Genomic DNA, 16,220 nt, shown 5'->3' with positions numbered 1-16,220 from the left:
TCAAAGCGACTTGCGGAAATAGACGACCCGCTGGGTCTCTTCGAAGCCCAGTGCCGCATGCATGGCATGGGAGACGGTATTGTGGATCTCGGCATCGGAAGCGAGTTCGCTCAGGCCTTCATCCTTCGCCCAATCTGTAACGGCCGCGACGAGGCTCGCCGCCACGCCTTGCCGACGGAAAGACGGGTCCACCACAATGCCCTCCAGGAAGGCCACCGGCGAAGTCTCGCAGCCATTGACATAGTCCGACCGCACACTCGCCTCGGCAAGCCCGATCGCGTTGCCGGTGGCACTCACACAAAGGAAGGCGACAAGCTTCTCCGGCTGCGCCAGCGCGTCGACGATTTCCGTCCGGTGTCCCTCAAGCGACAGGTGCGGCCAGAGCTGATGGCGAAGGGATGCCCAGGCGTCGAGATCCTCTTCTGTCGCTCGCCGAACCCGAAACCCGGTCATGACAATCGCGCGCAAATGCCATCCAGCGGCCCGAGGCGGATCTCTCCGTCGACTACCGAGCCGGTCAGGCCGGGCATGGGAAACACCTCGCGCACGCCATGCCCCTTAGGCAAGCCGATCTCCTGCGGCCCCCGGCGGAGATTGAAGACGAAGAGCAGCCGGTCGTCGCCCTTAGAGCGAATGAAGGCCAGCACATCCTCATTGGTCGCCAGAAACTCCATGTCCCCATCGATCAGCGCCGGATGGCTTTTGCGGAAGGCAAGCGTCGCCCGGTAGTGGGGGAGCACCGAGCCGCCGTTCCTCTCCTGCACATCGACCGAAAGCGCCTGATGCTCCACCGGCACCGGAAGCCATGGCTTGCCCGTGGAAAAGCCGGCCTGCGTCTTGCCCTTTTCCCAGACCATCGGCGTACGGCACCCGTCACGCCCCTTGAAGGCGGGCCAGAAGCGGATGCCATAGGGATCGCGCAGATCCTCGAAGGCAAGCTCTGCCTCGGGCAGGCCAAGCTCCTCGCCCTGATAGAGGCAGATGGAGCCGCGGAGAGCCGAAAGCACTGATATGGCGAGCCGCGCCACAGCCTCCCGTTCCTGCGGCTGCTGGACGAAACGGCTCACATGCCGCGTAACGTCGTGGTTGGAAAAGGCCCAGCAGACCCAGCCGTCCTTCACCTGTTTCTGGAAACTCTCGACGCAGTGGCGGATATGGCTCGGCGTGAAGTCTGGCCCCAGTAGGTCGAAGGTGTAGCACATGTGCAGCTTGTCGCCGCCGGAGGTGTAGGCGGCGACCGTCTTCAGGGAACGGGCGCCATCGCCAACCTCGCCCACGGTCGTGCGGTCCGGATACTGGTCGAGCAATGCCCGGAAGCGCTTGAGGAACTCGATATTCTCAGGCTGCGTCTTGTCATAGAGATGGCTCTGCATGCCATAAGGATTGACGTCGGGCGCATCGAGCCCGGCATCCTCGCTGTCGGGCACATGCGGAGGGTTGTCGCGCAGTTCCTTGTCGTGGAAGTAATAATTGACCGTGTCGAGCCGGAAGCCGTCGACCCCACGATCGAGCCAGAACCTTACCGCGTCGAGCACGGCATCCTGGACCGCCTTGTTGTGGAAGTTGAGATCAGGCTGCGAGGCGAGGAAGTTGTGCATGTAATATTGCTTGCGCACCCCGTCCCACTCCCAGGCGGGGCCACCGAAGACCGAGAGCCAGTTATTCGGCGCGGTACCATCGGGTTTGGCGGCCGCCCAGACATACCAGTCGGCCTTCGGATTATCCCGGCTCGCGCGGCTTTCCTTGAACCAGGGGTGCTGATCGGACGTGTGCGAGATCACCTGGTCGATGATCACCTTGAGGCCAAGCCGCTTCGCCTCCTTCATCATAGCGTCGAAATCGCCAAGCGTGCCGAACATCGGGTCGACGTCGCAATAATCCGACACGTCGTATCCCATGTCGGCCTGGGGCGACGTGAAGAAAGGCGAGAGCCAGATGGCATCGACGCCGAGCGAGGCGATGTAGGGCAGTCGCTCGATGATGCCCTTGATGTCACCGATCCCGTCGCCATCCGTATCCTGGAAGGAGCGCGGATAGACCTGGTAGATGACGGCGCCCCGCCACCAGTCGGCCGCATTGGATCGGGGGGATTGAGCGGGTGACTTCGTCATGGGCGGATCCTTTGAGCGGGAATCGTCAGGTCGCGCCTAGGGAATCGGGTTCGGAGACCGATGTCAAACACCCCTTCTTCGACTGACATCAGACTGTAATATTGGACCCGCATAAGGCGGTCAGAGCTTCAGAGGGTGAATCGCCGCTCCGGCGGCCGTTCGGATGAGGGCGGACACGCCATGCCGAGACTGACCATCGTGACCGATGCCTGGCACCCTCAGGTCAATGGCGTTGTCCGCTCGATCGAGACCACCAATCGCGAACTGCAGAAGATGGGCGTCGAGGTCTCGATGATCACGCCGGCACCCTTCCGCAGCGCCCCAATGCCAACCTATCCTGAGATCCGCCTGTCGCTCGTCACACCGCGCCGCATCGGCCGGATGCTGGAAGAGCAGCAGCCCGACTACATTCACATCGCCACAGAGGGCCCGCTCGGCCTGATGGCCCGTCGCTGGTGCCTCAAGCACAAGCGTGCCTTCTCGACGACCTATCACACGCGCTTTCCGGAATATGTAGCGGCCCGTCTGCCGGTGCCGCTTTCCTGGCTCTATGCCTATGTCCGCTGGTTTCACAATCGCGGCGGCGCCTGCATGGTGGCGACCGAAAGCCTCAGACGGGAACTGGCAGCACAGGGTCTCAACAATCTTTGCCTCTGGAGCCGTGGCATCGATACTAGCCTGTTTTACCCCCGCGAAAAATCTGAAAAACCTTTCGGCCTGCCCCGTCCGATCTTCATGACGGTCGGTCGCGTCGCGGTGGAAAAAAACCTGCCGGCCTTTCTCGATCTCGACCTGCCGGGATCCAAGGTGGTGGTGGGTGACGGCCCTGCCCGTGCCGACCTTCAGGCGCGCTATCCCGACGTGCATTTCACCGGCATGAAACATGGCGAGGATCTCGCCCGAGCCTATGCCGAAGCCGATGTCTTCGTCTTCCCCTCGAAGACCGACACCTTTGGCAACACCATCCTCGAAGCGCTGGCCTCCGGCGTCCCCGTCGCCGGTTATCCCGTGACCGGCCCCGTCGACATCATACCGTCCGGCTCCAATGCCGGCGCCATGGATCGCGACCTGCAAATCGCCTGTATCGCGGCCCTTCAGGCCTCGCCCCAGGCCGCACGACGGCTGGCCGAGACCTATTCCTGGGAAGCGGCCACTCAGCAGTTTTTCGACAATGTCGTGGAAGCGAAAGAGCAGCGCCGCAGGCGTGGTCTCAGGCAGCGCTTCGGGATCCGCCCGCAAGACGCGGACAGCTATCAGGCACCCGCAACCGAGTGAGACTGCCGATCAGCGGCGCCGCTTACGGCCCTCGAACGGGTTCTCGCCCGCCTTGAAGTGGATGCGGATCGGCACGCCCGGCATATCGAAATCGGCGCGCAGACCATTGGTCAGATAGCGCACATAGCTTTCCGGCAGCGCGTCGGGGCGCGTGCAGGAAATCATGAACGCCGGCGGACGAGCCTTGACCTGCGTCATGTATTTCAGCTTCAGGCGGCGGCCGGAAACGGCCGGTGGCGGATGCTGGGTCGTGACACTATCCAGCCAGCGATTGAGCTTGGCCGTCGAGATGCGCTTGTTCCACACCTTGTCGGTGTCGACGATGTTCTGCATCAGCTTGTCGAGGCCGTAGCCGGTCTGGCCGGACATCGGCACGGCGCGGATGCCGCGGGCCTGCGGCAGAAGCCGCTCGGTCTTTTCACGCAAGTCGGCCAGGACCGCCTGCGTATCTTCGACGAGATCCCACTTGTTGAAGGCAAGCACGGCGGCACGACCTTCGCGGAGCACGAAATCGACGATCTGGATGTCCTGCTTTTCGAAGGGAATGGTCGCATCGAAGACGATCACGACGGTCTCGGCGAAACGGACGGCGCGCAGCGTGTCGGCGACCGAGAGCTTCTCGAGCTTTTCCTGCACGCGCGCCTTCTTGCGCATGCCGGCGGTGTCGAACATCTTGATGGTGCGGCCGCGCCAGTCCCATTCCACCGAGATCGAATCGCGTGTGATGCCGGCCTCAGGCCCGGTCAGCAGACGATCTTCGCCGAGGAAGCGGTTGATCAGCGTCGACTTGCCGGCATTCGGACGACCGACGATCGCGACGCGCAGCGGCTTGGTGTCGTCGTATTCGGGTTCGAACTCTTCGTCTTCCTCGCCCTCACCCTCGGTCAGGACGACATCGGTTTCCGCCTCGTCGTCGGGCTCGGGGAAGGCGCGATCCTCGCCGATCGCTTCGACGATGGCGTCGCGCAGGTCGATCATGCCCTGGCCATGTTCAGCCGAGATCGGCACCGGTTCGCCGAGGCCGAGCGTATAGGCGTCATAGAAGCCTGAATCGGATCCGCGTGCTTCCGACTTGTTGGCAACGAGCACCACCGGCTTGCCACGACGGCGCAGCATTTCGGCGAGCGTCTGGTCGACGGGCGTCAGGCCGAACTTGGCGTCGACCACGAAGAGTGACAGATCCGCCTCGTCGATTGCCATTTCCGTCTGGGCGCGCATGCGGCCTTCGAGCGTGTCGGCGCCGGCCTCTTCGAGACCGGCAGTATCGATGATGGTGAAGCGCAGATCCACAAGCTTGGCATCGCCCGGACGGCGGTCGCGGGTCACACCCGGGGTGTCGTCGACCAGCGCAAGCTTCTTACCGACGAGGCGGTTGAAGAGCGTGGACTTGCCGACATTCGGGCGCCCGACGATGGCGACTGTGAAACTCATGGGAACGCTAGCTTTCCGGCCTTAAGAGGCCTTGTCGTTGTTACGGCGCCTTGCCGGAGGCCTTGATGTTGTCGAGCAGCATCTGGGCGCGGTTGGCGACATTGCGCGGGGTTTCCGCATCTTCACTGATCTGTTCGAACCATTCGCGGGCGCGGACCATGTCGCCGGCCTTGTAGGCGGCGAGACCCAGCGCTTCGCGGGCAGCGTGGCGCATGGCATTGGTCGGCGTTGCCATCGCCTCGACGACCGCCGAGACATCCTCGTAAGAGCCCGTATCCACTAGCAACCATGCGGCGCGAACCTTCGCCGTGTTGCGCACGGCCTCCGGGATCGAGGCATCGTCGCCAATCGTCTTGAAGGAGGCAATGGCGCCGGCCGGGTCACCCTTTTCGGCCAGAACAGAGGCGCCACGGAAACGGGCGAGCACGCCATAGGCGCCGTAGCCCTCCTGCTCCAGCGCCTGGAGTGCCGCTTCCGCCTCGTCGCGCTTGCCCTGGTCAGCCAGATTGAGCGCCGCGAGGAACTTGTCGCCGGCATCCGAGGCCTGGGTGCTGTCCCAATGCGTCCAGAGGCGATGACCGGCCGTGCCAAGCACGATGACGACGGCGACACCGATGATCCAGCGGCTGTAGCGCTTCCAGGCATTGCGCACCTGGTCGGAGCGAAGCTCCTCGTTCACTTCGCGGATAAAGCTGTCGTTCTGGTCAACCATTCATACTCCCGGACGTCGCCGGCCTTTCGATGCAGTCTATCATGCGTGAGCGGCCTTCTAGCCGATTTTTGCCCGCTTGTAAGGGGAAAACCGCCAACAGCCTTAAGCCGTCACATGGTGAGCGGCGCAACACCGATCAACAGTTTGTGCAGCCACATGGTGATGACGGCCCAAGCGACGATGCCACCGACCACGGCAATCGCATCGAAGCGCGCCGAGACGAAGGGCTTGAGCACCAGTTCACCCGCCCGCACACGGCGCTTGTAGCTGATGCGCAGGACGACGCCCCAGGCCAGAAGCGCGACGAACAACAGCACGGATGCGAGATCGCCATTGGCGAGCAGGTGAGCGGCGGCCCAGATCTTGATGGACAGCACGATCGGGTGCTTGGTCTTGGTGGCGATATGTCCGGCCGGCAGAAAACCGGCCACCAGACAGATCATCGCAAACAGCATCAGCGTCGTCGTCAGGTGGTTCATGCCCATCGGCGGGAACCACAAATTGACGACAGGGGCCGTGGCATAGCCCCAGATCAAGACGACGAGTGACACGAGGCTCATCACCGAATTGATCACCCGCCAGCCCATCTCGCCGAAGCGGTCGATCATCGACAGCCGGAAACCGGGCGCGACGACGCGGATGAGATGGGTAGCCAGAAACAGGATGATGCCGAGAATGAGAAGCGTCATGGGTCAGAACCTTTCAGGTCGAGTTGCCCAAAGCCTTAATGGTCCGGCGATCGAATTTCCAGAGCGTTCAAAGCTTCGCCGCATTTGGATGGGAGGCAACGCACCCTGTTGATTGCCGGGTAGTTGTTGATGTTTCGTAGCCTGATTGCCATTTCCCTCGCCGCAATGGCGACCACCGCGCTCGCCGGAACGCCTGACCCTGCGGCAAAAGGCGCGGATAAACCCAGGCCAAAACAACTACTGCTCGTCTCCTTCGACGGTGCGCATGACAACAGGCTCTGGGCGCGCAGCCGCGATATCGCAAAGCGTGCCAATGCGAAATTCACCTATTTCCTCTCCTGCACCACCCTGATCCCACGCGCCCGTGCCGGCGACTACAAGGCGCCAGGCATCAAGGCGGGGCGCTCGAATATCGGCTTTGCCATGAGCGCGGAGGAAGTCGGCAACCGGCTCGACCACATCTGGAAAGCGCGCGGCGAAGGCCATGAGATCGCCAGCCATACCTGCGGCCATTTCGACGGCAAGGACTGGAGCAAGGCGGAATGGCTGACGGAGTTCGACGCCTTCGACCGGGTTCTGGCGAATGCGTGGAAGGATAACGGCTTTGCCGATCGCGAACCGGCTGGCTGGGCAGACTTCGTTGACAATGACATCACAGGTTTCCGCGCACCCTATCTCTCGGCACCCGAGAGCCTGTTTCAGGCCGAGCGCGAACACGGCTTCCGTTATGATGCAAGCATAGTCACCCACGACCCGACACTGCCGGTCGAAAAAGGCGGACTGGCCCGTTTCGGCCTGCCGTTGATTCCGGAGGGTCCGAGGGAGCGACGCATCATCGCCATGGACTACAATCTCTTCATCCGCCATTCCGCCGGAATCGACCACCCGTCAAAGGCAGACGAATTCGCCGAGCGCAGCTACCAGGCCTTCCGTGGCGCCTTTGACCGGCAGTATGACGGCGAGCGCATTCCCCTGCAGATCGGCCTGCATTTCGTCGAGATGAACGGTGGCGCCTACTGGTCCGCGATGGAACAACTGGTAACGGAGGTCTGTCCCCTGCCCGATGTCGCCTGCGTTACCTATGCCGAAGCGCTCGACATGCTGGAGGGCCGGACCAATCCGGCGGCGGCACCCGGCGCCATGTGATACCCCCCGTGATCGTCATGTGATCGGCATGTGATCGCGTGACGCATTTACTTCGCGGCTGGCAGACCCGATATGCCGGGGCAAACATCTCGGGGAAATCCATGAAAATCCTGTTCCTCCTTGCCTGCGCCTGCGTGATAGCCGCCACCATCGGCGCTGTAGCCATTGGTCTTTCGCTGTTCACCCAACCGGAAGCCTATTCCGCCGTGCCTGCGGGCTTCACCTCGCCGGTTTCCGTGTCGCCGAACTTCGGCTAACGACCTCCTGCATCGCAAACACAAAGGCCGCACCGGTTTCCCGGCGCGGCCTTTGTCATTTGGTCGCGTTGTCTCGGTCTCAGTAGGGCCGATCTGCGGCAATCTCGCCCTCTTCTGCCTCGCGCTCAAGGTAGCGCTGGTCGATCGCCGGCAGCGGAGCACCATCAATGGCGGCCTCGAAGGCGGCGAGACGCTTGTGGATCGAGAGCAGTTCGATGATCGTCGACCAATAGCTGACCAGATACTGGAAGCTGTCCGTGACCTGACCGAAGGCGGTGGCGATCTGCTGCCAGACACCCATGGTGATCTTGCCGGCGACGATGGTCGGGATCAGGATGAAGGTCAGGAAGATCGCGTCGAGCTGACCATAGGTGAAGCGTGCGACGTTGAAATAGGTGTAGTGCCAATACATGCGGAAGTAGTTGCGCCGCACGTTCGTGAAGAGCTCGCGCACGGTGACAGGTTGCGCACGCTCGGCATTGTCCTCGCCATAGACCAGCTCCTTGCGGAAGGCGGCTTCAACGCGCTGGTTGCGGAACTGCAGGCCCGGCAGCTTGATGCCGGCCACCATCAGCAGCACCGTGCCGAACAGCGACCAGAAGATCGCCAGCCAGAACAGCGCATGCGGCACGGCCCCGATAATCGGCAGTTCTGTGACATTCTCCGACATGCGGAAGAGAATCGGCAGAAAGACGACCAGCGTCATGACCGAGTTGATCAGCGCAACACCGAGGCCTTCCAGGATATTGGCAAAACGCATCGTGTCTTCCTGCACACGCTGCGAGGCGCCTTCGATGTGACGCAACTGGTCCCACTTCGACAGGTAATAGTCGTTCATCGCATTGCGCCAGCGGAAGACGTAATGGTTGGTGAAGAAGGCGGTAAAGACGGAAAGCGTGACGCCGACCATGCCGATTTCGAGGAATCGCAGCTGCAACTCGTAGAGCTGGCCGGCAGTGACCGTACCGTCGCCGTTGAGCGCCTTCTGGAAGAGATCGAAGAAGGGGCCCCGCCAGTTGTTGACCGCCACCGAGATCTGCACGCTGAAATAGGCAATGAAGATGATGAAGGCCGATCCCCAGATCGACCATTTCGTCCAGGGATGATCCTTGGCGAGGACCTGCCAGACACCACCGAACATCACCACGAAAATAGTGAAGTACAGGTAGAACCAGAGGTTGTCGGGCGTAAAGAAGAAGGCGAGCCCGACGGGCGGCTGCTGCCCTTCTGCCAGCGGCGGCAAGCCGATCGCGGCGCCGATCTGCGGGCCGACGGTATACCAGACGATGATGCAGACGAGCGTCCAGACAGCGGCTGAGGTGAAGAACAGCTTGGGCTGCGGAAAGAAGGAGTGAAACACGCGGAAAACCTTCGTGTGGGAGAAGTCCTGTAGAGCCTGGCGGAACCTAGGGCAGAAGGTTCCGCCCAGCAATGGCATCGCCAAATTGTGGCAGAATTACCCCCGCCAAAATTAAGGGTCTGTAAGGTTGGCGTTAGGTGATGCGGTCTCAAGCTTTTCTTGCCTCCTGCCCAAAAATCGCTAGGGAAGTCGCAAAGCTTATTCAGGAGTGCCACATGAGCGATCTCAGCCTGCAGCAGGCCATCGACAACATCTACACCTCGATCAACAACGACAACGAAGAGATCGATCTTCACATTGCCGCCCTGAAGGCCGCGATGGCGAAGGAAGGCGTCAAGGAAGCCGTGTTCGAACCGTCCAAGCTCGCGCAGTCGAACCGTCAGGGCCGCAAGATCATGCAGTCCTATTTCAAGAAGAAGGGCGTCGCCGTCGCCTTTTCGAAGGCCGATTAAGACGGAACAGAAGCCAAGGCGCTCGCCCTAGTCGGCGAGCGTCAAAACCAGTGGACCATTCTTGGTCACCACGATCGTGTGCTCGAACTGCACGGTCGGCGCGCGTGGCTCGCTGTAGAGCGTCCAGTTGTCCTTGTCGCCGTCCTCGGCCCATTGTCCGCCGAGCGAGAGAAACGGCTCGACGGTAAAGACCAGCCCCTCCTCCATGATCCGCGTCTCATCCGGATCCGGCCAGGTCGAAAGCTCGGTCGGCTCCTCATGCAGGGAGCGGCCGACGCCGTGGCTCGCAAGATTGGTAATCAGCGTGTAGCGGTTCTTCTTGGCAAAGGCGCCGATCGAATTGCCGATATCGGCGAGCGGCCGGCCGGTCTTTACCTGGTTCAAGCCCACCCAAAGCGCCCGCTTTCCGTCGCGCAGCAACCGTTCCTGCTTGGCTGTGCCTGGCGGCACGATGAAGGACGAGCCGGTATCGCCGAAATAGCCGAGCTTTTCGCCCGACACATCGATGTTGACGAGATCGCCGGCCTTGATCACCCGGTCGCCCGGAATGCCATGGGCGATCTCTTCATTGACCGAGATGCAGGTCGCACCGGGAAACTGGTAGCAAAGCTCAGGCGCAGACTGGGCGCCATTGTCCTCGAGCACCTTGCGCCCGATCAGATCGAGTTCACGCGTCGTGATGCCCGGCTCAAGCGCTGCAGCCATCGTCTTGACTGCCGTTGCACAGATCCATCCGATGTCTTTGAGACGCGACAGGTCCTCTTCGGTTTCAACGATCATGGCGTTCCTTCAACGGCTCTTCGACGGGGATAAGCGCTGCCTTAGGCGGCAGAGGCTGTCTCCGTCAACGCTTTCCGAACCAGCGGTGCGACTTTTGTTCCGAAGAGTTCGATCCCGCGCATCAGTTCCTTATGCGGCATCGGCCCGATCGCCATCTGCATCAGGAACCGGTCATTCTTGAAGATGCCGTGCATGGCGACGATCTTTTCGGCAACGGCTTCCGGATCGCCGACGAAGAGCGCACCGCGCGGACCGCGCGAGGCATCGAACTGCGCCCGGTTGGTCGGTCCCCAGCCACGCTCGCGGCCGATCCGGTCCATCACCACCGCCTGCGGCGCGTAGAAAATGTCGGCCGCAGATTCGGTCGTGTCGTGGATGAAACCATGCACGTTGATGCTGGTCTTCAACTGCTTCGGATCGACACCGGCCTTGGCGGCACTCTGACGATAGAGATCGAAGAACGGCGCAAAGCGATGCGGCTCGCCGCCGATGATGGCAAGGGCGAGCGGCAGGCCGAGATAACCGGCGCGCGCTGCCGACTGGGGCGTGCCGCCGATTGCGATCCACAGCGGCAGCAGATCCTGCAGCGGACGGGGATAGACGCCCCGCGCTTGAAGCGGCTTGCGCGTCTGGCCTTCCCAGCTCACCACCTCGTTTTCACGGATTTCCATGAGCAGCTGCAGCTTTTCAGCAAACAGCAGGTCGTAGTCTTCAAGGTCGTAACCGAAAAGCGGAAAGCTCTCGATGAAGGACCCGCGACCGACCATCATCTCGGTGCGACCGTTGGAGAGCAGATCGACCGTCGCATATTGCTGGAAAACACGCACCGGATCGTCCGAGGAGAGAACCGAGACGGCGCTGGTCAGCCGGATGTTCTTTGTCTGCACCGCAGCAGCCGCGAGGATCGTCGCCGGCGAGGACGCCATATAGTCCGGGCGGTGATGTTCGCCCAAGCCAAAGACATCGAGACCGACCTCGTCCGCCAGCCGGATTTCCGCCAGAAGCTCGTCGACACGGCGCTTGGCATCGGCCCCCTTGTTGGCGCCATTTGGGTCGACATCGGCAAAGGTGTAAAGTCCGAGTTCCACGGGAAGACTCCTGATTGCGTGTGTTGGCTCAGACATAGAGATTTGCGGCTGCACACAAAAGGGCCCGCCATCGAACAGTGTGTCTCCCCGCAATTGCTCTGCAGCGATGAACGGCGTCGGTTGCGTCAAAAGGTCGTTGCGCCGGAACTTCCTTTAGGACTAACCTTTCCCTTCGCGGGCGCAACATCACGCCCGTGATCCATCGGCATCCGTCGAGAAGGAAGCATTCACATGAAAAGAACTGTTGTCATTACCGGCTCCACCAGTGGAATCGGCCTTGGAATCGCCCGTGCCTTTGCCGCTGAGGGGGCCAATGTCGTCATCAACGGCTTCGGCGACGCCGCCGAAATCGAGAAGGCCCGCAAGTCTCTGGAAGCGCATGGCGGCAATGCGCTCTACCATGGCGGCGATATGACCAAGCCGGCCGAGATCGCCGACCTGATCGCCACCGCCGAGAAGACTTTTGGCGGCGTCGATGTGCTCGTCAACAATGCCGGCATTCAGCATGTCTCCCCGGTCGAGGATTTTCCAATCGAAAAATGGGACCAGATCATCGCGATCAACCTGACCAGTTCCTTCCACACGGTGCGCGCGGTCGTCCCCGGCATGAAGGCGAAGAAAAAAGGCCGCATCATCAACATCGCCTCGGCCCACGGCCTCGTCGCCTCGCCCTACAAGTCCGCTTATGTGGCAGCAAAGCACGGCATTCTTGGGCTGACGAAGTCGGTCGCGCTCGAAGTCGCCGAGTTCGGCATCACCATCAATGCGATCTGCCCGGGTTACGTGCTGACACCGCTTGTGGAAAAGCAGATCCCAGACACGGCCAAGGCTCGCGGCATCTCCGAAGAACAGGTGAAGACCGAGGTCATGCTGCGCCTGCAGGCAACCAAGGAATTCGTTTCGATCGACGAAGTCGCTCAGACCGCCATCTTCCTGGCCAGCGACGCTGCCCGCCAGATCACCGGCACGTCGATCTCCATCGACGGTGGCTGGACCGCACAATAGACTTGAAAGATAACGCTGCGCCGCCCACCATTGGCAACATGGTCGGCGCAGCGCCGACGTCCACAGAATGGACGTCTCGAGGGGGACAAAAGACATACATGGCAGACCGCATTCGTTTCATCCTGAACGGCGAAGACATCGCTCTTGCAAGCCTCGACCCGACCGAGACACTGCTAGATTTCCTGCGCCTGAAACGCCGGCTGACCGGCTCCAAGGAAGGCTGCGCCGAGGGCGACTGCGGCGCCTGCACGGTGCTGGTCGGGCGACTGGTGGGCGGCAAGCTTCAGTATGAAACGGTCAATGCCTGCATCCGCTTCGTCGGCTCGCTGCACGCCACCCATGTCGTGACGGTCGAGCACTTGGCGGCAAAGGACGGCACGCTGCACCCGGTTCAGCAGGCCATGGTCGACTGTCATGGCTCGCAATGCGGCTTCTGCACGCCGGGCTTCGTCATGTCGCTCTACGGGCTTTGGCTGACCTCGGAGAACCCCAGCCGTGCTGAGATCGAACGTGCACTGCAGGGCAATCTCTGTCGCTGCACGGGTTATGAGCCGATCGTCAAGGCGGCCGAACAGGTCGGCCAGATCCGCCCGTCCGCCCTCTTCGACCCGCTGGAGCGCGAGCGCGCCAACATCATCGCGAGGCTGGAAGAACTTGCGACCCGCGAGACGATCGCGATCACAGGCCCCGATGGCCGGCGCCTCGTCGTGCCCGGCAGCGTCGAAGGTCTGGCCGAAACGCTCACCGCCCATCCCAAGGCGACGGTGGTTGCCGGTGCGACCGATGTCGGTCTCTGGGTGACCAAGCAGATGCGCGTGCTCGACCCGGTCGTTTTCATCAACCACCTGGAAGACCTGCAGAAGATCACCGTCACGCCCGAAGGCATAACAATGGGCGCCGGCGTCAGCTACTCCAGCGCTTTGGACGTCTTGAGAAAAGAGATCCCCGCATTCGGTCGTCTGATTGAACGCATCGGCGGCCAGCAGGTGCGCAACATGGGCACGATCGGCGGCAATGTCGCCAATGGCTCGCCGATCGGCGATAGTCCGCCAGCCCTCATCGCGCTTTCCGCCACCGTCACGCTACGCTCGGCCTACGGCACCCGCACCATGCCTCTCGAGGACTATTTCATCGACTACGGCAAGCAGGACCGCCAGTCGGGCGAATTCGTCGAAAGCATGTTTGTGCCCCGCCCGAAAGCTTCGAGTCACGTCGCCGTCTACAAGATCTCCAAGCGCCGCGACGAGGACATCTCGGCCCTCTGCGGCGCCTTCAATGTGGAAGCGGATACGGCCGGTACCGTGACCCATATCCGCATCGCCTTCGGCGGCATGGCGGCAACGCCGAAGCGCGCCCGCGCCGTCGAGGCAGCCCTTTACGGCAAGCCCTTGACGCAAGCGACCGTGGAAGCCGCACGCGATGCCTTCGATGTCGACTACAAGCCGCTCACCGACTGGCGCGCAACAGCCGAATATCGCCAGCTGACGGCGAAGAACCTGCTCACCCGCTTCTTCCTGGAAGTCTCGGGCCCCCCGCAGGAACTGCAGCGCTTCGCGACGGAGGAGGCGTGATCATGGATAAGGCGACCTACGAGACGACGAAATACATCAAGGGGCCGATGCACCAGTCGCTGAGGCATGATTCAGCGCACAAACATGTCGCCGGAAGTGCCGAATATATCGACGATATTCCCGAACCATCAGGCCTCCTGCATGGCGCACTCGGCATGGCGGATCGCGCCCATGCGGAGATCCTGTCGATCGATCTTTCGGCGGTGAAATCCCATCCCGGCGTCGTCTGCGTGCTGACAGCCGACGACATCACCGGCGTCAACGATGTCTCCTCAGGCGGCCGCCACGACGAGCCGCTGATTGCGACCGACAAAATCGAATTCCACGGCCAGACCATCTTCGCCGTCATTGCAGAAACCCGCGATGCGGCCCGCAAGGCGGCGCGCCTCGCCAAGGTCGAGTATCGCGACCTGCCCTTCTGGACCGATATCGACGGTGCGCTGGACAATGGCAGCCCGCTCGTCACCCCCGGCATGACGCTGAAGCGCGGCACGCCCGAGACCGAGCTCGACAAGGCGCCACACCGCATCCATAGCTCGATGCGCATCGGCGGCCAGGAGCATTTCTATCTCGAAAGCCATATCGCGCTCGCCATTCCCGGCGAAGACGACGATGTCACCGTCTGGTCGTCGACCCAGCACCCTTCCGAAATCCAGCACATTGTCGGCCATGTGCTCGACATTCCCTCGAATGCCGTGACCGTCAACACACGGCGCATGGGCGGCGGCTTTGGTGGCAAGGAAACGCAAGGCAACCAGTTTGCGGCGCTCGCGGCACTTGCTGCCAAGAAGCTGAAGCGCGCGGTAAAATTCCGCCCCGACCGCGACGAGGACATGGGCGTCACCGGCAAGCGCCACGACTTCAAGATGGATTTCGACGTCGCCTTCGACGATGACGGAAAGATCCACGCCATTGAGGCCAACTTCGCAGCCCGCTGCGGTTACTCCTCCGACCTCTCCGGCCCGGTCACCGACCGCGCCCTTTTCCATGCGGACTCAAGCTATTTCTATCCGCATGTGAAGCTGACCTCGCAGCCACTGAAGACCCACACTGTCTCCAACACCGCCTATCGCGGCTTCGGCGGGCCGCAGGGCATGCTGGGGGCCGAACGGGTGATCGAGGAGATCGCCTATGCGCTGGGCAAGGACCCGCTCGAGGTCCGCAAGGCCAATTTCTATGGCGAGAAGGGATCCGGCCGAGACGTGACCCCCTACCACCAGCAGGTGGAAGACAACATTATCCTGAAGGTCGTCGAGGAGCTGGAAAACTCCTGCGACTACCAGGCGCGCCGCCAGGCGATCATCGACTTCAACAAAACGGGCCCCGTCATCAAGAAGGGCATTGCCCTCACCCCGGTGAAATTCGGCATCTCTTTCACCATGACAGCCTTCAACCAGGCGGGCGCGCTCGTCCATATCTATCAGGACGGCTCGATCCATCTGAACCATGGCGGCACGGAGATGGGCCAGGGCCTCTACACCAAGGTCGCCCAGGTCGTTGCCGACTGTTTCCAGGTCGATGTCGACACGGTGAAGATCACGGCAACGACCACGGCCAAGGTGCCGAACACCTCGGCCACCGCCGCATCGTCCGGTTCCGACCTGAACGGCATGGCAGCCTGGGACGCCGCCCGCCAGATCAAGGAACGCCTGGTCGCATTCGCCGCTGAGAAATACGGCGTGCCAGCCTCCGAGGTCGAGTTCCTTCCCAACCGCGTGCGCGTTGGCGACCAGATTTTCACCTTCGGCGATTTCGTCAAGCAGGCCTATTTCGGTCGCGTCCAGCTGTCTGCGGCCGGCTTCTACAAGACACCGAAGATCCACTGGGACCGGGCTGCCGGTCGCGGCACGCCCTTCTACTACTACGCCTATGGCGCCGCCTGCACGGAAGTCTCGATCGATACGTTGACGGGCGAATATCTGATGGACCGCACCGACATTTTGCATGATGTCGGCAAGTCGCTGAACCCGATCATCGACATCGGCCAGATCGAAGGTGGCTTCGTGCAGGGCATGGGTTGGCTGACGACGGAAGAGTTGTGGTGGGACGGCAAGGGACGCTTGAGGACCCATGCCCCCTCGACCTACAAGATCCCGCTCGCCTCCGACCGGCCGAAGATCTTCAACACGCGGCTGGTGCCTTGGTCTGAGAACGCCGAGCCCACCATCGGACGCTCCAAGGCCGTCGGCGAGCCACCGTTCATGCTGGCGATCTCGGTCCTGGAGGCGCTGTCGATGGCGGTGGCCTCGGTTGCGGATTACCGTGTTTGCCCGAGGCTGGATGCGCCTGCGACTCCGGAGCGGGTACTGATGGCCGTGGAAAGGTTGAAGCGGGCGTGAAAGC

General features: G+C 61.9%; 15 protein-coding genes. 7 read left to right on the top strand and 8 right to left on the bottom strand.

Translation table 11 applies throughout. The features are described 5' to 3' along the window. Complete coding sequence (gene aac(6'), locus BSY240_RS20965; RefSeq protein ID WP_069044082.1) at positions 1-453, bottom strand: aminoglycoside 6'-N-acetyltransferase; 453 nt, start codon at positions 451-453, stop codon at positions 1-3. Then, on the bottom strand, positions 450-2,111 hold the full coding sequence (bglA, locus tag BSY240_RS20960; RefSeq protein WP_069043606.1) for a beta-galactosidase BglA: 1,662 nt from the start codon (positions 2,109-2,111) through the stop codon (positions 450-452). Before bglA ends, aac(6') begins: the two co-directional genes overlap by 4 nt. 180 nt (positions 2,112-2,291) lie before the next feature. On the opposite strand from bglA, the gene BSY240_RS20955 reads away from it, so the two are divergent. After that, positions 2,292-3,386: a glycosyltransferase family 4 protein gene (locus BSY240_RS20955; protein WP_054148453.1), complete on the top strand. Its 1,095-nt coding sequence runs from the start codon at positions 2,292-2,294 to the stop codon at positions 3,384-3,386. Positions 3,387-3,395: 9 nt separating this feature from the next. Here BSY240_RS20955 and der read toward each other — a convergent pair whose 3' ends face one another. The 3 genes from der to BSY240_RS20940 form a co-directional block, all read right to left on the bottom strand. Continuing rightward, positions 3,396-4,817 carry a ribosome biogenesis GTPase Der gene (der, locus tag BSY240_RS20950; RefSeq protein ID WP_054148452.1) on the bottom strand — a complete coding sequence of 474 codons (1,422 nt, stop codon included), beginning with the start codon at positions 4,815-4,817 and terminating at the stop codon, positions 3,396-3,398. Between the two features lie 40 nt (positions 4,818-4,857). Further along, the gene (locus tag BSY240_RS20945; protein ID WP_054148451.1) at positions 4,858-5,529 is read right to left on the bottom strand and encodes a tetratricopeptide repeat protein; all 672 of its coding nucleotides are present in this window, start codon (positions 5,527-5,529) and stop codon (positions 4,858-4,860) included. A gap of 110 nt (positions 5,530-5,639) precedes the next feature. Then, positions 5,640-6,218 carry an NnrU family protein gene (locus BSY240_RS20940; RefSeq protein WP_069043605.1) on the bottom strand — a complete coding sequence of 193 codons (579 nt, stop codon included), beginning with the start codon at positions 6,216-6,218 and terminating at the stop codon, positions 5,640-5,642. Between the two features lie 129 nt (positions 6,219-6,347). Between BSY240_RS20940 and BSY240_RS20935 the strand changes: the two genes are divergently transcribed. Both BSY240_RS20935 and BSY240_RS24230 read left to right on the top strand, forming a co-directional pair. Next, a complete protein-coding gene (locus tag BSY240_RS20935) occupies positions 6,348-7,364 on the top strand; it encodes a polysaccharide deacetylase family protein (RefSeq protein WP_069043604.1) in 1,017 nt (338 codons plus the stop codon). Between the two features lie 101 nt (positions 7,365-7,465). After that, a complete protein-coding gene (locus tag BSY240_RS24230; protein ID WP_156322722.1) occupies positions 7,466-7,621 on the top strand; it encodes a hypothetical protein in 156 nt (51 codons plus the stop codon). Between the two features lie 79 nt (positions 7,622-7,700). Here the strand turns inward: BSY240_RS24230 and sbmA are convergent, their stop codons facing one another. Next, entirely contained in the window at positions 7,701-8,981 is a 1,281-nt protein-coding gene (gene sbmA / locus BSY240_RS20930; protein ID WP_054148448.1) for a peptide antibiotic transporter SbmA, read from the bottom strand. A gap of 215 nt (positions 8,982-9,196) precedes the next feature. Between sbmA and BSY240_RS20925 the strand changes: the two genes are divergently transcribed. After that, positions 9,197-9,433 (top strand): hypothetical protein, encoded by a 237-nt coding sequence (locus tag BSY240_RS20925; protein WP_069043603.1) that lies wholly within the window; start codon positions 9,197-9,199, stop codon positions 9,431-9,433. Between the two features lie 27 nt (positions 9,434-9,460). Here the strand turns inward: BSY240_RS20925 and map are convergent, their stop codons facing one another. Both map and BSY240_RS20915 read right to left on the bottom strand, forming a co-directional pair. Then, entirely contained in the window at positions 9,461-10,213 is a 753-nt protein-coding gene (gene map / locus BSY240_RS20920) for a type I methionyl aminopeptidase (protein WP_054148447.1), read from the bottom strand. A gap of 41 nt (positions 10,214-10,254) precedes the next feature. Continuing rightward, complete coding sequence (locus BSY240_RS20915; RefSeq protein WP_069043602.1) at positions 10,255-11,301, bottom strand: LLM class flavin-dependent oxidoreductase; 1,047 nt, start codon at positions 11,299-11,301, stop codon at positions 10,255-10,257. A gap of 231 nt (positions 11,302-11,532) precedes the next feature. On the opposite strand from BSY240_RS20915, the gene BSY240_RS20910 reads away from it, so the two are divergent. The 3 genes from BSY240_RS20910 to xdhB all read left to right on the top strand — a co-directional run bounded on the left by BSY240_RS20910 (position 11,533) and on the right by xdhB (position 16,216). Then, positions 11,533-12,306 (top strand): 3-hydroxybutyrate dehydrogenase, encoded by a 774-nt coding sequence (locus BSY240_RS20910; RefSeq protein WP_054148445.1) that lies wholly within the window; start codon positions 11,533-11,535, stop codon positions 12,304-12,306. A 98-nt stretch (positions 12,307-12,404) separates the two neighbouring features. After that, positions 12,405-13,877, top strand: coding sequence for a xanthine dehydrogenase small subunit (xdhA, locus tag BSY240_RS20905; protein ID WP_069043601.1), 1,473 nt, complete (start codon positions 12,405-12,407; stop codon positions 13,875-13,877). Positions 13,878-13,879: 2 nt separating this feature from the next. Continuing rightward, positions 13,880-16,216 (top strand): xanthine dehydrogenase molybdopterin binding subunit, encoded by a 2,337-nt coding sequence (gene xdhB / locus BSY240_RS20900; RefSeq protein WP_069043600.1) that lies wholly within the window; start codon positions 13,880-13,882, stop codon positions 16,214-16,216. Positions 16,217-16,220: the final 4 nt, after the last annotated feature.

It is taken from the genome of Agrobacterium sp. RAC06 (genome assembly GCF_001713475.1).
In the GTDB taxonomy this organism is placed as follows: Bacteria; Pseudomonadota; Alphaproteobacteria; order Rhizobiales; family Rhizobiaceae; genus Allorhizobium.
This window is presented reverse-complemented; position numbering and strand designations above follow the sequence as displayed.

Coding starts and splice junctions, on each gene's coding strand:
- bglA (WP_069043606.1), bottom strand. CDS start 2,111: ATGACGAAGTCACCCGCTCAATCCCCCCGATCCAATGCGGCCGACTGG.
- map (WP_054148447.1), bottom strand. CDS start 10,213: ATGATCGTTGAAACCGAAGAGGACCTGTCGCGTCTCAAAGACATCGGA.
- BSY240_RS20955 (WP_054148453.1), top strand. CDS start 2,292: ATGCCGAGACTGACCATCGTGACCGATGCCTGGCACCCTCAGGTCAAT.
- BSY240_RS20935 (WP_069043604.1), top strand. CDS start 6,348: ATGTTTCGTAGCCTGATTGCCATTTCCCTCGCCGCAATGGCGACCACC.
- BSY240_RS20945 (WP_054148451.1), bottom strand. CDS start 5,529: ATGGTTGACCAGAACGACAGCTTTATCCGCGAAGTGAACGAGGAGCTT.
- BSY240_RS20925 (WP_069043603.1), top strand. CDS start 9,197: ATGAGCGATCTCAGCCTGCAGCAGGCCATCGACAACATCTACACCTCG.
- BSY240_RS20910 (WP_054148445.1), top strand. CDS start 11,533: ATGAAAAGAACTGTTGTCATTACCGGCTCCACCAGTGGAATCGGCCTT.
- xdhB (WP_069043600.1), top strand. CDS start 13,880: ATGGATAAGGCGACCTACGAGACGACGAAATACATCAAGGGGCCGATG.
- xdhA (WP_069043601.1), top strand. CDS start 12,405: ATGGCAGACCGCATTCGTTTCATCCTGAACGGCGAAGACATCGCTCTT.
- BSY240_RS24230 (WP_156322722.1), top strand. CDS start 7,466: ATGAAAATCCTGTTCCTCCTTGCCTGCGCCTGCGTGATAGCCGCCACC.
- BSY240_RS20940 (WP_069043605.1), bottom strand. CDS start 6,218: ATGACGCTTCTCATTCTCGGCATCATCCTGTTTCTGGCTACCCATCTC.
- der (WP_054148452.1), bottom strand. CDS start 4,817: ATGAGTTTCACAGTCGCCATCGTCGGGCGCCCGAATGTCGGCAAGTCC.